This is a genomic window from Streptomyces sp. NPDC091412, assembly GCF_044756885.1.
Taxonomy (GTDB): Bacteria; Actinomycetota; Actinomycetes; order Streptomycetales; family Streptomycetaceae; genus Streptomyces.
Window position 1 is genome coordinate 247802 of record NZ_JBIVTV010000008.1, and the last position, 15314, is coordinate 263115.

12 protein-coding genes and 1 pseudogene are annotated in these 15314 nt (G+C 70.8%); 7 read left to right on the forward strand and 6 right to left on the reverse strand.

Annotated elements, in window-relative coordinates; all coding sequences use genetic code 11:
• Positions 1-784: 784 nt before the first annotated feature.
• Positions 785-2437 (reverse strand): cellulose binding domain-containing protein, encoded by a 1653-nt coding sequence (locus tag ACIQMV_RS21845; protein WP_402594799.1) that lies wholly within the window; start codon positions 2435-2437, stop codon positions 785-787.
• Between the two features lie 477 nt (positions 2438-2914).
• On the opposite strand from ACIQMV_RS21845, the gene ACIQMV_RS21850 reads away from it, so the two are divergent.
• From ACIQMV_RS21850 to ACIQMV_RS21860, 3 genes are all read left to right on the forward strand, one after another.
• Positions 2915-4210, forward strand: coding sequence for a PP2C family protein-serine/threonine phosphatase (locus ACIQMV_RS21850; protein ID WP_141364923.1), 1296 nt, complete (start codon positions 2915-2917; stop codon positions 4208-4210).
• Between the two features lie 191 nt (positions 4211-4401).
• Positions 4402-4776 (forward strand): hypothetical protein, encoded by a 375-nt coding sequence (locus tag ACIQMV_RS21855; RefSeq protein ID WP_141364921.1) that lies wholly within the window; start codon positions 4402-4404, stop codon positions 4774-4776.
• Between the two features lie 198 nt (positions 4777-4974).
• Positions 4975-5343, forward strand: a complete 369-nt coding sequence (locus ACIQMV_RS21860) for a helix-turn-helix transcriptional regulator (protein WP_141364919.1) — start codon at positions 4975-4977, stop codon at positions 5341-5343.
• A 9-nt stretch (positions 5344-5352) separates the two neighbouring features.
• Here the strand turns inward: ACIQMV_RS21860 and ACIQMV_RS21865 are convergent, their stop codons facing one another.
• A complete protein-coding gene (locus ACIQMV_RS21865; protein ID WP_402594802.1) occupies positions 5353-6480 on the reverse strand; it encodes an acyltransferase family protein in 1128 nt (375 codons plus the stop codon).
• 437 nt (positions 6481-6917) lie between these two features.
• Between ACIQMV_RS21865 and ACIQMV_RS21870 the strand changes: the two are divergent.
• Positions 6918-7046: pseudogene (locus ACIQMV_RS21870) on the forward strand (phosphatase); the annotation flags it as partial.
• A gap of 209 nt (positions 7047-7255) precedes the next feature.
• On the opposite strand, the gene ACIQMV_RS21875 reads toward ACIQMV_RS21870, so the two are convergent.
• From ACIQMV_RS21875 to ACIQMV_RS21885, 3 genes are all read right to left on the reverse strand, one after another.
• On the reverse strand, positions 7256-7576 hold the full coding sequence (locus tag ACIQMV_RS21875; protein ID WP_253266479.1) for a GatB/YqeY domain-containing protein: 321 nt from the start codon (positions 7574-7576) through the stop codon (positions 7256-7258).
• 338 nt (positions 7577-7914) lie between these two features.
• Positions 7915-8808, reverse strand: a complete 894-nt coding sequence (gene rbsK, locus ACIQMV_RS21880; RefSeq protein ID WP_402594803.1) for a ribokinase — start codon at positions 8806-8808, stop codon at positions 7915-7917.
• Positions 8805-9848, reverse strand: a complete 1044-nt coding sequence (locus ACIQMV_RS21885) for a LacI family DNA-binding transcriptional regulator (protein WP_402594805.1) — start codon at positions 9846-9848, stop codon at positions 8805-8807. Before ACIQMV_RS21885 ends, rbsK begins: the two co-directional genes overlap by 4 nt.
• 327 nt (positions 9849-10175) lie before the next feature.
• Between ACIQMV_RS21885 and ACIQMV_RS21890 the strand changes: the two genes are divergently transcribed.
• Positions 10176-11123, forward strand: coding sequence for a nucleoside hydrolase (locus ACIQMV_RS21890; protein ID WP_141364909.1), 948 nt, complete (start codon positions 10176-10178; stop codon positions 11121-11123).
• A complete protein-coding gene (locus ACIQMV_RS21895; RefSeq protein WP_402594807.1) occupies positions 11120-12562 on the forward strand; it encodes an MFS transporter in 1443 nt (480 codons plus the stop codon). The genes ACIQMV_RS21890 and ACIQMV_RS21895 overlap by 4 nt, the downstream gene beginning before the upstream one ends.
• A 103-nt stretch (positions 12563-12665) precedes the next feature.
• Here the strand turns inward: ACIQMV_RS21895 and ACIQMV_RS21900 are convergent, their stop codons facing one another.
• A complete protein-coding gene (locus ACIQMV_RS21900) occupies positions 12666-14351 on the reverse strand; it encodes a CocE/NonD family hydrolase (protein WP_402594809.1) in 1686 nt (561 codons plus the stop codon).
• Between the two features lie 123 nt (positions 14352-14474).
• Between ACIQMV_RS21900 and ACIQMV_RS21905 the strand changes: the two genes are divergently transcribed.
• Complete coding sequence (locus ACIQMV_RS21905) at positions 14475-15191, forward strand: TetR/AcrR family transcriptional regulator (protein ID WP_402594811.1); 717 nt, start codon at positions 14475-14477, stop codon at positions 15189-15191.
• Positions 15192-15314 lie beyond the last annotated feature (123 nt).

The window sequence follows — 15314 nt, forward strand, 5'->3', positions numbered from 1 at the left end:
GCCAGTCACCGTCCGCGCCGCCGCCGAGAAGCGGGACCGCCGCCGGCGCAGAGCGCCGTCAGCCCTTTCGGGCTGCTTCAGGCGTGGAAGGACACGGCTCAGGAGTGCTTCTGGGCCCGGAGGGAACGAACGGACTCTCGCGCCGGCACGCACGGCCGGGCGCACAGCAACCTGCGCCGTCTCCCTGGGCATGGAGAAAACCGGCCAACAGCTGCCTGTCTCAACGTCCTTCTGGCACGGGGATGGGCAGCCCGCCGGTATCGCACTTTCAGTGACCCACACGTCTGATCGAGTGACAAGAGGCAATTCATCGTAATCACCCGTATGGAGTAATTCTCTGCCTGGCCCGCCGGGCGCCGCGCCCTCGTACGGCGACGGGTCGGCGCCGCCCGACCGGGCGGCGCCGCCGCCGCGTCGAACGGCCGCGATCAACTCGCTTGTCTCACAAGGCAAGACACCGTTGAGGCGTGCGACCTAGGGAATCCCAGTGGGCGGTACGCCGAGAATGATTGAAACCGTCGCGGTCCCCTGTTGGAGTGACGCCTCCAGAAACCCCTTGCCGGTGCCCTGACCCGGAGGATTGGATGTGAATATCCAACCGGTGGGCCGCCCATCCTCTCCGGGGGATGTGGCAGTCGATCCGCGTGCGGCTTCTCCGGAGGAAGTGCGTGGGTGCCGGTTTGCCACGATGGGCACCCCCGCAGAGGGCTTTGGATCGGGTCAGCCGGTGCCGTCCAGGTACCGGCTGACCCGGTGGTACTCCTCCATCAGAACACAGCGGGATTCAGGGGCTCTTGCAGGTGAGGTTGGCGGGTGCCGGGCTGGAGTTGCCGGTGGCGGTGAAGCCGAAGGTGGCGGTGCCGTTGGCCGCGAGGGTGCCGTTGTACGAGCTGTTGCGCACCGTGACGGATCCGCTGGTCCCGGTGTTCACCCCGTCCCAGAGGCTGCTGATGGACTGACCGGAGGCCAGACTCATGCCGACGGTCCAGCCGTTCAGCGTGCTGGTGCCGTTGTTGCGGATCGTCACCTCGCCCTGGAAGCCACCGGGCCAGCTGTTGACGTTGCGGTAGCCGGCGGTGCAGGTGCCGTTGGTGCCACCGCCACCCGGGTCACCACCCGGATCGCCTCCCGTGCCGCCGCCCGGGTCACCGCCATTGCCGCCTCCCCCGTCGGTCAGGGTCGGTGTCTGCCAGTCCCGCCACGTGGACAGGTTGCCGGACTTGCTGGGGGCGATCCTGAACACGCCGGAGCTGCTTCCCGTGCCCAGCAGGAACTTCTGGATGTTCTGCTGCAACGGCGTCTTCCACTCGGACCTGACAGCGCAATGGGTCCCGTCCTGGACGTCGGACCAGTAGCTGATGTTGCTCCCCGCGCCGAGCGCCTTGTAGACCTCGGCCGCGCCCAGCGCCGCCACGCTGCCCGACCTGGCGGCCAGCCAGTCGACGTACGGGTTCTCCATGACGAACAGCCCACGCGGCGCGACCATGCCCAGGATCTCGTGGGTGTCCACCGGCAGGGAGTTCGGGTTGCCCGTGTAGGAGCTGAACGCGTCGCCCAGCCAGGGCTGTTCCGAGTAGGCGCTGCTCAGCGGCTGGGCGCCGTTCTCCCCCGGAATACCGCGGAGGACGGGGACGCCGCCGCTCCCGGACTCGATCGGCATGGTCAGCGCGACGCGCTGGTCGAACGCCCCGGCCACGATGGCACCCTTGCCGAACCGAGAGCATCCCGTGACGCCGGTCGCGCTCGCCTTGAGGATGTTGCCGCCCGACTGCTCGATGACGTCGATGATGCGGCTGACGCCCCAGGACCAGGCCATCAGCAGGCCCGTGCTGCTGGACGAGCCGTACACGCTGTAGAAGGCGCCCTGCTTGTTGTTCCGCGCGGTGCCCTCCTTCCCCACCGAGTAGGGGTCGTAGTTGATGACGGCGACACCGGAGGCCTTGATGGTGGCGGTGTCCGCGCCGAGCCCGCCCAGCACGATGACGGCGGGGAAGGGTCCCGAACCGCTCGGCAGGCTCACGCTCGCCGAGAAGCTCGCGCTCCTGCCCTGGTCCGACACGTTCACCGTGATGCTGCTCGCCGACACCGTGCCCGTGACACTGGCGGGTCTCGCGGGCTTCTGGCCGTAGACGGATCTCTGCGCCAGATCTCTGATCTCCGCCCGGCGGCACCGCCAGTCGGAGGTGGCCGAGATGCGCGTACCGTTCAGCCTCTTGAAGGGATCGGGAAGCATGGAACTGGACGTCGGAGAGCCCGGGTTGGGCACCGCGCAGTCCGCGCCGTCGTCCTCGCCGCCGGCTTGCACCTGCGCGGCGACGACCTGTCCGTCGGCGGCGCCCGCCTGCGCGGTGAGCGAGGGCGTGATCAGGCTCGCGGCGGCCACCAGGGCCGCGGCCGCCCACACCCGGGGCCGATATCGATACCGATGGAAGCGCATGGGGGACCTCCAGAGGAAGGTGCGCGATCGACGGGGGACGGACCCTGCCCGGCCGGCATGACGCGGTGCCGCCGCAGGGACGGCGACCCGCAGAAACTTGGGGTTCCCTCCTCGAATGTTGCGTGGAACGCGGGGCGCCACGGCCAGGATTGGGAGCGCTCCCAAGCGTAAGAACGGGGTCGGAGCATGACAACACCCGAGAAGTGGGCCGCCTCAGTTTGGCCATTCCGGCACTACCACTGGCGCTCAACAGGACGTGCAAAGAGGGCGGATGAGGGGAAACCGACGGCACCGGTCGACGCCTGCGGCGCCACGCAACGGGACGTTCCAGCCGATTCGCAGAACGTGGCGAAAGTTTCGACACGTCCACCGTACATCTGCGGCGAACCGCTCACGAGCCTTCACCGCACCGGACGGCGCAGCACCCCCGGCGGCGGATGACAGAGTATGACAACAGGCGCACAGGGAAGGAACGTGATGAAGCGGAAACCCTCACCGTCGACGGAACCGAAGGCGGGATCCACGCCGGAGGTCGCTGCGGCTCGTCTGCGTCTGCTCGCCGAGGCGAGCCGGGCACTGGCCTCGGGCCTGGACGCGGAGGAGTCGCTGCGCCGGCTGGCCCGGGTGGTGGTCCCGCATCTGGCCGACGCCTGCGTCGTCGACATGGTCGAGGGAAACGGGCTGCGCCGCCTCGGCGTCGCGGACCGGGACGCTGAACGGGTGCTGCGGGTCCTGCCCGGCGGGTTCCTGCCCGGGCCGGACGACTCGGCCGCCGCTCTGGCGAAGGTGCTGCGCGGGGCGGGCCCCATGGTGGTCACCGAGTTCGACATGCCCGATCCGGACGACTCCCTGCACGCCGCCCAGTGGACCCTCTACCGCATGCTGGGCGCCGAGACCGCGTTGATCGTGCCCATGGGCGTACGGCGGGAGGCCCTCGGGGCGCTCACCTTCGTCCGCCGCGCCCCGGCCGTTCCCTTCGACGAGCAGGAGCAGGCGCTCGCCGCCGACCTGGGACACCGCGCGGGCCTCGCGCTGGACAACGCGCGCCTGTACGCGCTGCAACAGCACACCGCGGAGCAGCTCCAGCTCTCCCTCCTGCCCGATCTGACCGGGCTCGGGCACCTCCAGCTCGCCACCCGCTACGTGGCCGCCCGCGAGCGGGCCGAGGTCGGCGGCGACTGGTACGACGCCTTCCCGCTCCCCGACGGCTCGGTGATCCTCGCGATCGGGGACGTGGTCGGCCACGACCTGGCGGCCGCGGTCCGCATGGGCCAGTTGCGCAACATGCTGCGCGCGCTGGCCTACGACAGCGGGGACGACCCGGCCGGAGTGATGAACCGCCTGGACCGGGTCATGCAGGGCCTGACCAGCATCGAACTCGTCACGGCCGTCATCGCCCGTATCGAGACGCCTCCCGACGGACCGTGGCGGCTGCTCATGAGCAACGCCGGCCACCTTCCGCCGCTGCTCGCCCAGCCCGACGGCCGCACTCTCCTGCTGGAGGAAGGGCACGCCCCCGTGCTGGGAGTCGACCCCGCGCTCAAGCGCGAGACCGCGGCGGTCACCCTGCCTCCCGGAGGCACCCTGCTCTTCTACACCGACGGCCTCATCGAACGCCCCGGCGAGGACATCGGCCGCGGCCTCACCCGGCTGCGCCAGCACGCGGCCGCGCTGGCCCGGGAACCGCTGACGGTCTTCCGCGACGAACTGCTCACCCGATTGAGCGACGACCAGCACGACGACATCGCCATCCTGGCCCTGCGCGTCCCCTGACCTCCGGAACGCGTTGGCACAGAGAAGCGAAAGGTCAGTTGCAGTCGTCGAAGTGTTCGCATACGACACTCCTCGATCAATGGGCGTCAGTCTTGAAGACCTTCACTCGAACTCCCGGGCCGCGCGCCTACGGTGCGATCACCGGTCGGCCCGGGCCGTCCGGACTCAGCCGACGATCAAGGGGAGGCACCGTGGCGAGTGTGGAAGTGTCGCTGAAGGAAATGATGACCGCGGTCGAGGGGGCGCTGGGCGCGGCGGTCGTCGACTACACCAGCGGAATGGCCCTGGGAACGCTGGGCGGAGGCAAGGATCTGGATCTGACCATCGCCGCGGCGGGGAACACGGACGTCATCCGCGCCAAGGTGCGCACCATGGAGCAGTTGGGCCTGAAAAGTCAGATCCAGGACGTGCTGATCACGCTCGGCGACCAGTACCACCTGATCCGCCTGGTCACCGGACGCAACGGCAACGGCCTGTTCCTCTATCTGGTCCTGGACAAGTCCCGTTCGAATCTGGCGATGGCCCGCCACCAGCTCAAGCGCGTCGAGGAACAGCTCGAGGTCTAGGTCTTTTCGCGCCCCGGGCCGACGTGCGCCCATGATGTGAAAACTTCTTCAAGTCACCACATCAGCATGATTCCAACTCGTGGTTGCACGCGGCCCGGGGCGAGAAGGATCTGCTCTGCACGGCACATTCCGCGTGGCGCCCTCCGGGGCGCCACCGCGTCTTTGGACCATCCCCGATGCGGCAGGGAGCAGGCACTCATGCAAGTCCCCCTCTACCAGGCCAAGGCGGAGTTCTTCCGCATGCTCGGGCACCCCGTGCGCATCCGGGTCCTGGAGCTGCTCCAGCACGGTCCCGTGCCCGTACGTGATCTGCTCGCCGACATCGAGATCGAGCCGTCCAGCCTCTCGCAGCAGCTGGCCGTGCTGCGGCGCTCCGGCATCGTCGTGTCCATCCGGGAGGGATCCACGGTCCGTTACGCCCTCGCCGGCGGCGATGTCGCCGAACTGCTGCGCGCGGCCCGCCGCATCCTCACCGAACTCCTGGCCGGCCAGAACGAACTGCTCGCCGAACTCCGGCAGACCGACGGCGCCGCGACCGTGGGCGCCCCGGGCGGACAGCAGAGGTAGCCGAGTCGCTCAACGGCGCCGAGTGGGCGGCTCCGGGCCGAACGCGGCGGTCTTCAGCGAACGCCGCATGGCCCGCACCATCGGGCGCTCCACGAACCGGTGCACGAGATAGGACAGCACGACCAGCGCGGCGACCGTGACCCCGACCAGGAGCAGGGGATCGACCCGGTCGCCGAAGTGGTGCGCGACGGTCATTCCGAGCGTGTCGTGCAGCAGGTACAGCGGGAAGGTCATCGTGCCCATGACGGTCAGCCCGCGCCAGCGAAGCCGGCGGGTCCAGCCGAGCGCGATGGCGGCGACCGCCAGGAAGAAGACCGTGACCGCCAGGACCAGCCAGCCGCGCCACGGCGACCAGGTCTCCCAGTTGTTGCGGCCACCGGTGGGCGCCAGCAGGAAGTGCAGCGCCAGCAGCCACGACATGGCGACGATGCCCCCCAGCAGAGGTGTCGGCCGGTACCGGTGCATGAGGTAGAAGGCCATGCCCGCGATGAAGTACGGGGCCGACGTCGGGTTCACCACGAGTGTGAGCAGCGGGATGTGGGCGGCGGGCGCGAGTACCGCGGCGACCGTCCACAAGCCGCAGAAGATCACCACGCGCTGGTAGGTGAGACCCTTCCACACCACGACCGCGAACGTGAGGTAGAAGCAGAGCTCCGGCCAGAGGGTCCAGTAGACCGGGTCCAGGTTGGACACGCCGAGCGGGGTCTGCAGCATCGTGAAGTTCGCCAGCAGGACTCGCGGGTGCGGGTGCCCGAAGGGCGTGTCGGCGAAGTAGATGACGCACGCCGACACCACGATCGCGATCCAGTACATCGGGTACAGGCGGGTGACGCGTGAGATGAAGAAGTCACGCGGGGTGCGCCCCCACGCGCTCATGCAGATGACGAAGCCGCTGATCAGGAAGAACAGGTCGACGCCGAGCCGCCCGAAGGCGAAGTAGCCGTGCAGCTCCGGGAAGACGCTCTGGTAGGGGCGCCCCCAGATGCCTTCCATCGCCCCCGGGGTCTGGCCGACGAAGTGGAAGAGCACCACCGACAGCGCCGCCAGGAAGCGCAGCCCGTCCAGTGCGGCGAGTCTGTCTCTTCCGGTGCCCTTCCCGGCGACGATCACCCGTGCCGCAGGGGGCGCCTGCGGCACCAGCACTTCCTCTGTGACCGCCCCCTCGTTCCGCGGTCGCGTGGCTGCACCGGCCGATGCCCTGCGATCCGTCTGGGTCATATCTCCCGTTCCAGAGTCGTCCTTTACCGAAAGGGCCCTGGAATCCGGATCACATGCCCGACGGGCGGATGGCGATTTCGCCGAGTTCGTACTCATTCCGCTGCGGGGCGAGTGCCGGCACCGCCCTGGCCCACAGAGGGGCCTACCCGATGTCCCCGATGAGATACGGGGCCGCCGGGGTGACACGGACCGCACACAGGAGCGACCCCTCCCCCGCCGGGGCGCCCCGGGCTTCCCGGTTACCCCCAGCCGAAGACCATCGGAACCCGCCGCGGTTTCCGCGTTCCTGCCCGTGGTGAGCGACCGGTGCCGGTGAATCGGCGGGGCTGTTCCCGGTCTCGACTACTCTGCGGGGCGTGATCAACTCGTACGCGGGACTTGATGATGCCGAGGTCGCCATCGCTGCGGCACGTGCGGGCGCGAACGTGGTGCGCACGTTGTACGGCCGGCCGCTCTCCCGCATCGACAAGGGTGCCGGGGACTTCGGCAACGCCGGTCGGTACCAGAGCGCGTAGAAGCCTGATTCCCTGTCCTTGAACGCGTCCTCGTCCTGGTGGTCGTACTCGCTGAGGTCTTCGCAGAACACCCGTAGATCATCGCCCTGATCCTCTGACACCCGGACCTGACCTGACAGGGCGGTCATCGTCCACATGCGTCGGTCTTCGAGCCTGAGCCACGACGGGGCCGCCCTGTGCTAGGCGGTGCCGTGACCGTCCAGGAAGCGGAGCAGCACCGAGGCCTCCTCGCGGAGTCGGGTGGCTCGGTCGGCGTGCGCGGGCGTGGTCAACTGCGCTGCGGCTTCGAGTCGTTCGGTGGCCTCGGCCCGCACGATGTCCGCCACGTCGTTCTCCGTCAGCTCACGCCGCAAGGCTTCGGTGGCGCCGGCACCGACCGGTGACTGCTCCAGGGCCAGGCCACGTGTCTCGGTCTCGCCCACGGGCACCGCCTCCGCGTTGTCAAAGGCGGCGAGTGTCGAGCGCAGGGCGCTCACCGCGGCCTTGTCGCGGGCGCGCATCGCTTCCGGGAGGGCTTGACGCATACGTACTCGTAGGGACATGCCGGGACCCTACGGGGCTGTTCCTGGTCCCACAACGCAATATCCCGTGCGAGTCGGCCGACTCGGCGTGCAGTCGCCAGTGCCCGCTTGATGAGGGCGTCGATGCTTCGGGCGGCCGACGGGCGGTCGACGTGGCGGCCTGGTCGCGGCAACTCCGCCAGCCGACCCGCCGCTTGTGCGACGGCAGCGAGGAGATCGGAGCGCAGCCGGTCGACGTCCGTGTCGGCTGTCAGGCCCCCGGCAGTCGCGTCGAGGCCGGGCACTCTCCCACGACAAGCCCTCGATCACCGGGGTCCTCAGCGCCTGAGAAATGCCTCCACCTCATCGCGGTGGGGCAGCGACGGCTGGGCGCCGGGGCGCGTGGTGCTGAGCGCCGCCGCGGCGCAGGCCCAGCGGACGGCCTGTTCCAGGGTGCGGCCCTCGGCCAGGGCCACGGCGAGCGCGCCGCAGAAGCAGTCACCGGCCGCCGTGGTGTCCATCGGCCGGACCGCGAAGGCCGGGATGTGCAGCCGCGCGGTGCCCTCCAGGAGCAGCACGCCGTCACCGCCGAGGGTGACGATGACCGCGCCCGGTCCGCTCAGTTTGCCCGCGGCGGCGGCGACCTCGTCGATCGTCTCCGGAACCTGGGTGCCGGTGAGGGCGGCCAGTTCGGTGCGGTTGGGGACCAGTACGTCGACGCGGCGGGGCGGGACGGCGCCCTCGACGGCGGGTGCGGGGTTGTGCACGACGATGCCCCCGGCCAGCTCGGCGGCCGCGTGGTTGGCCTCGTCGGGGACCTCCTGCTGGAGGACGGTGACCTTGGCCCGGTTCAGCACGTCGGCGGCGGCCCGGCAGTCGGCCGCGGTCAGGCGGGAGTTGGCGCCGGGGCTGACGATGATCGAGTTCTCGCCCGACGGGTTGACGGCGATCAGCGCGCGCCCGGTGGGCACTCCGGGGGTGCGGGACAGGTGCGCGGTGTCGACGCCCTCGGCGCGCACCGCGGCGGCCATCACGTCGGCCGCGTCGTCCTCGCCGACTCGGCCGATCAGGGCGACCTGTCCGCCGAGCCGGGCCGCGGCGACCGCCTGGTTGGCCCCCTTGCCGCCGGGGTGCTCGACGATGTCCCCGCCCAGCACGGTCTCCCCCGGCACCGGGTGCCGGGGAACGGGTGTGACGAGATCGAGGTTGAGGCTTCCGACGACTGCGATCACTGGTGTTCCTCTGGGGTTCTGCTGCCGGGGATGGTCGCGGCCGCGTTGGCGCGGGGAGCGCTGGAGGCGCGTACGACGAGTTCGGGTGAGAGGCGGACGGACCGGTACGCCTCGGCTCCCCCGCCGGCGAGGCGCTGGTCGAGGAGCCGGAGCGCCTCGGCCGCGACTTGGGCGGCCGGCTGGCGGACCGTGGTCAGGTTCGGTTCGGCGAGGCTCGCCATGGGGATGTCGTCGAAGCCGGTGACGGCGACCTCGCCGGGCACGTCGACGCCGAGCTGTCCGAGGCGTTGCACCGCTCCGACCGCGATGAGGTCGTTGGCGCAGACGACGGCGTCCGGGCGGGCCGGCCAGATCCGCTCGACCGCGGCACGCCCCCACTCCACGGAGAAGTCGCCGAGTTGGGTGCGGTCCGGTGCCGTCGGGTCCAGGGCGGCGACGCCCGCCGCGTAGGCCATGCGCCGTTCGACGGCGGTCGAGGCGGTCCCGGCGGCGCCGAGGAAGCAGAACCGGCGGCGCCCGGTGCGGGTCAGGTGCTCCAGGACCAGGGCCATGCCGGCGGCGTTGTCGACGGCCACCGAGTCGGCGATCCCGGGACCGCAGGAGCGGTCGAGCAGGACCAACGGGACACGGGCCGCGGCGAGTTCGACGGCCTCGCGGCTGTGTGTCTCGTCGACGGGGATGACCAGCAGCGCGTCCACCTGCCGGTCCAGCAGGGCGGTGATCCGGGCCGCCTCGGTCCGCGGGTCGTCGTCGCAGTCGGCGAGCAGCAGGCCGCGGCCCCCGGCGTGCAGGGCGTGCTCCACCTCACGTACGAGGGAGGGGAAGAAGGGGTTCGTGATCTGCGGCAGCACCAGGCCGATGGTGCCGGTGGAGCGGCTGCGCAGGGCGCGGGCGACCTGGTTGGGGCGGTAGCCGAGGCTTTCGGCCGCGGCCCGCACACGGCGTGCCGTCTCCGCTCCCACCGGGCGGGTGCCGGCCAGCACGCGGGACACCGTGGCGACGGAGCAGCCCGACGCGCGAGCCACGTCACGCAATGTCACCTCGGTCACCGTACTCCGCCCCCTTCTGTCGGGTCGGTTTCCTGGCCGGCACAGGAGCAACCAGCACCGACCGGCACCGACCAGCACCGATGCCGGAGAACGTTATCACCTGCCCCTTCCGTCGCAGGCCGCCACGGAGCAGGGGGAGGTGAAAGAAAGATGTAACCGCCATTGACACATCGGTGAGGAATGGGCGAATGTTCGGGAGAACGTTTTCCCTAACGTCTCCCGAGGCGCCGGACCATTCGGCGCCCTCCGGACGCGTCCGCCCCTGGGCGTCCCCGGAGATCGGTTTCACCAAAGGTAAGCGAGCAAAGGGGCTCTCCGTTGGCCAGAAAGATCATCCTCGACTGCGACCCGGGGCACGACGACGCCATCGCCATGCTTCTGGCGCACGGCAACCCCGAGATCGAGCTCGTGGCCGTCACGACCGTGGTCGGGAACCAGACGCTGGAGAAGGTGACCCGCAACGCCCTGTCCGTGGCCCGCATCGCCGGGATCACCGGGGTGCCCTTCGCCGCGGGTTGCCCCCGGCCTCTGGTGCGCGCCATCGAGACGGCGCCGGACATCCACGGCGAGTCCGGGCTCGACGGACCCGTGCTGCCCGAGCCGACCCTGGAGCTGGACCGCCGCCACGCGGTCGACCTGATCATCGACACGGTCATGTCGCACGAGCCGGGCGAGATCACGATCGTGCCGACCGCCGGTCTGACCAACATCGCCATGGCGGTCCGCAAGGAGCCGCGCATCGCCTCGCGCGTCCGCGAGGTCGTCCTGATGGGCGGCGGCTACCACGAGGGCAACTGGAGCGCGGTCGCCGAGTTCAACATCAAGATCGACCCCGAGGCCGCGCACATCGTCTTCAACGAGAGCTGGCCGGTCACCATGGTCGGTCTCGACCTCACGCACCAGGCGCTCGCGACGCCCGCCGTCACCGAGAAGATCGCCGCGGTCGGCACCGCGCCCGCCAAGTTCGTCCTGGAACTGCTGGACTTCTTCGGCGCGATGTACGAGCAGGCCCAGGGATTCGAGTTCCCGCCCGTGCACGACCCCTGCGCGGTCGCCTACGTCATCGACCCGGAGGTCATGACGGTGCGCAAGGCCCCGGTGGACATCGAGCTCACCGGCACCCTGACCCTCGGCATGACCGTGGCCGACTTCCGGGCGCCGGCCCCGGACGACTGCCACACCCAGGTCGCGGTGAAGCTCGACCACGAGCGGTTCTGGAACCTGGTGGTGGACGCCCTCGAGCGGATCGGCGACGTCCAGGCATGACCGTTCCCAGCGTTTCCACAACCGACAGACCGCCCGCCTCGGGGCAGGGCTCCCCCGTCCGGATCGGTGTGCTGCTGACCGCGCTGCTCGCCGCGTGCGTGGCCTTCCAGCTCAACGCCAGCATGATCAGCCCGGCGCTGAAGAGCATGGAGGGCGCCCTCCACGCCACCTCCGCGGAGATCGGGCTCACCCAGACCGCGTTCTTCACCTCCGCGGCCCTGTTCTCGCTGTTCCTGCCGCGGCTGGGCGATGTCGTCGGCCGCCGCAAGGTCCTCACCGGCATGCTGGCCCTGATGGCCGTCGGATGTGTCGTCGCCGCGTTCGCACACAACGTCCCGGTCCTGTTCGCCGGGCGCGTCATCCAGGGCGTGAGCGGCCCGGTCGTCCCGCTGTGCCTGATCATGCTGCGGGAGGAGGTGACCGAGCCCAAGCGCTACGGCACCCTGCTCGGTGTGATCACCGCCTTCAACGGCGGGGTCGCCGGTGTCGACTCCCTCGCGGGCGGCTACCTCTCCGACCACCACGGGTTCCAGTCGGTCTTCTGGGCGATGGCCGTCGTGGCGGCGGTCGCCACGGGGATGGTCGCTCTGATGAGCCGCGAGTCCAAGGCGCCGGTCACCGCGCGCATGGACTGGCCCGGCGTCGTCCTCCTCGTGGTCTCGGTCGGCTCGCTGCTCATCGCGCTGAACGAGGCCGGCAAGCTCGCCGCGGCCAACTGGCCGCTGATCGCCCTGCTCGTCGTCGTCGCCGCGGGCGCCTTCGCGCTGTTCTGGCGCAACGAGGACCGCAGCGGGCATCCGCTGGTCGCCACGCGCCATCTGCGGCAGCGCTCCACATGGGCGCTCCTGCTGACGACGGTACTCACCATGACGGGTGTGTTCGCCGTCATGAACGGGCTGATCCCGGCGTTCGCCGAGGACGCGCAGGCCGGACTGGGCATGTCCGCGCAGCAGTCCGCGTGGTGGACCCTCACGCCGTACGCCCTGGCCGGACTGGCCATGGGCCCGATCGCGGGCCGGCTGGCCGCCACCTTCGGCTACGGCCGGATCCTGCGGATCGGCCTCATCGGGGCCGCGGCGACCGTCGTACTGATGATCCTCACGCTGCACGGCCATTCGCGCGCGCTGCTGCTGACGGCGTCCATCCTGGTGGGGATCACCTATGCCGGGATCGGGAACATCGTGCTCAACGGGCTCGGCATCGTGCTGTCCCCGCGTGAGAACCCCGGGTTCCTGCCCGGTCTGAACGCGGGTGCGTTCAACCTCGGCGCCGGTCTGAGCTTCGCGGTGCTGTACGCGGTCAAGACCGCGGCCGCGCCCGCGGACCCGTCGTCGACCGGCGACTACACGACCGCCATGATCACGGGTGCGGTCATCATGGCCGTCGCCGTCGTGACGTCGTTCCTCATCCCCAAACCGGCGGCTGCGGAAGCGCGTTGAGCACGCGGGCCCCGTCGGGAGTTCACTCCCGGCGGGGCCCGCGTCGACGTGTGCCGTTCGCCGTCCGGCAGCACCGCCGGACCGCCGGACCGCCGGGGAAGCGTCAAGCCGGTCCGGAACCGTGGGCGAGCGTCAGTGCGGAGTCCGCGTGCAGTGTGACGCGCACCGCGGTGAAGGTGGTGGCGTCCACCGGAGACTCGCCGGTACCGGGATTGCGGGCATAGCGCGGATGAGCGCCCGCGCTGACCTGCCAGCGTATGCGGTGACCGGCGGCGAAGCGGTGGGCGGTGGCGCTCATGGACACGGTGACCCGCGCGGGCGCCTGCCCGGCCGTCCTCGTCCGGCCCAGCCCGTCGCAGACGTTGACCGAGCGGCCCTGTGGGTCCACGTCGCACAGGCGGGTGAAGACGTCGGCGTGGCCGGTGTCCGTGGAGATGCCCAGCCGGGCCGAGACCGGGCCGAGGACGTCCACGGGTTCGGTCAGCGGCGGGCCGGTGAAGGTCAGGACGTCGTCCCGGGCTTCCAGGCCGCTGTTGTCGCGAGGACCGGCACCGCGGGAAAGCAGCGGGCCGCCGAGGGACGGGGTGGGATCGGCCGGGTCGTAGCGGAACGACGCCAGTGGACCGGAGTCCGTGGGGGCCTGCCGGGTGAGATGCCCGTCCGGGGTGGGGAACCACGTGGTGGTGGCCGGGTCCGCCGGCCAGTCGTCGAGGTCGCGCCAGGCGTCCTCGCCACCGATGTGCACGCGCACCGCGGTGGGGCGCAGGCCGGAGGAGTCGCCGCACAGGTGGGCGCGCAGCCAGGCGAGGCTCTCGGCGAACATCTCGGGCCACCCCTGCTGCAGTGCGGAGGTGTGGGTCCACGGGCCGACGAGCAGGGCGGTCCGGCAGCCGGACCGGCGCAGTCGCTCGTACTGTGCGAAGGTCTGGTCGACCAGTGCGTCGTGCCATCCGGTGATCAGGCTGGTCGGCACGTTCAGCCGGTCCGCCGCCGCTGACGGTGACGCGCCGCGCCAGTACGCGTCGTCGGCGTCCGGGTGCGTCATCACGTCGTCCAGCCAGGGCACTTCGCCCCCGAGGGCGGACGCGTACGCCCCGCGCAGCGGCTGCGCGAAGGTGACGTCACGCAGGCGGCGCTGGAGACGCAGCGTCGCCCTCAGAAACGGTGCCATCCCCTGGTGCTGATAGGTCATGCCCGCGCCGACGGCGAGGACGTTCTCCAGGCGAAGTGTGCCGTCCGCGTGGAAGAGGGCGTGGGGATCGTGCAGGCCCACCTGCACCACCATCGCCTTCAGCTCCGGTGGCGGCTCCAGGGCGAGAGCCCACTGCACGTAGCCGAGGTAACTGGGGCCCACGGTCCCCAGCGTTCCGTTGAACCAGGGCTGCTCGCGGAGCCAGGACACCGTGGCCCGGCCGTCCTCCGCCTCGTTGCGCCACAGATGGAACGCACCGCCTGAACCGCCGGTGCCGCGACAGCTCTGCAGGACGACGTGAAAGCCCTGTTCGGCGAAGAGCATGCCGTACATGGGGGACCAGGGCAGGCCCCTGCCGTAGGGCGAGCGCACCAGGAGGGTGGGGAAGTCGCCCTGTGCGCGCGGGAAGTAGTGGTCGGTGATCAACGGGCTGCCGTCCGCGGCCGGAACCACCAGCCCCGGCTCCCATCCGGCGTCGTGCCGTGTGCGCGGGAGCCCGCGCCAGGTCGCCCTCATCAGCCGTGAGACGAGGGGCGCCTTGCCGGAAGGCGGTGCCCAGGTGTGCGCCGGCGCAGGGCCGTGTGTGCGTGCTGTCATCGTTGCCCTCCTCGTTTTCCGTACAGCGTACGAGAATGTTTCCGTACAGCGTACGCGAATGGAGGATGCTTGGATGACACCCGCGAGGGCGGTGTCGCGTACGAGGAAAGGAGCACGAAGTCCGTGTCCCGAGACGGAGAGACCGGCGCCACGGGCGTCGACCCCGAACAGCTGTGGCTGGGTCACCTCCAGCCCCGCAGGGGCCGCAGACCCGCCTACAGCCGTGAGGCGATCACGGCGGCAGCCGTCGAACTGGCGGACGCGGAAGGGCTCGAAGCGGTCACCATGCGCCGGGTCGCCGCACGGGTCGGAGCCGGTGTCATGTCGCTCTACAGCTACGCCCCCGACAAGGAGACGCTGCTGGAGCTGATGGTCGACCACGTCAGCGGCGAACTGCCGACCACGGTCGCGCCCACGGGCGACTGGCGCGCCGACATCAAGGCCGTCGCCCACCTCCAGCGCGCCCTGATGCTGCGGCATCCCTGGCTGCCCGCCGCCCTGTCCACCCGCCGCACTCCCGGCCCCCATACGCTGGCCTTCATGGAACGCGCGCTCGCCGCCCTGCGGCCCACCGGGCTGGACGGTGCGGCGAGGCTGGAGGTGTTCGCTCAGCTCACCGCGTTCGTGGTCGGTCACGTCGCCCACGAGATCGCCCAGGCCTCGGCCTCGCAGGCGCCCGGTCGAGCCGCGGCCGAAGCCCGTTACCTCGCCGCCGTCGCCGCGGACGGCCACCACCCGGAACTCGCCGCGGCCCTCTCCGCCCCCGGCCGCCCCCTCACCCCTGAAGCGACGTTCACCCGCTTCCTCAACCGCCTGATCGACGGCCTCGGAACCGACTGACCCAGCCACGCGGAAAGCCCCGTGCGGGGGGGGGGGCGGCGGCGCGCCCCCCCCCCCCGGGGGGGGGGCCGGGGGGGGGGGGGGCGGGGCCGCCGTGGGGCCCCCGCCGGGGCAACACCCCCC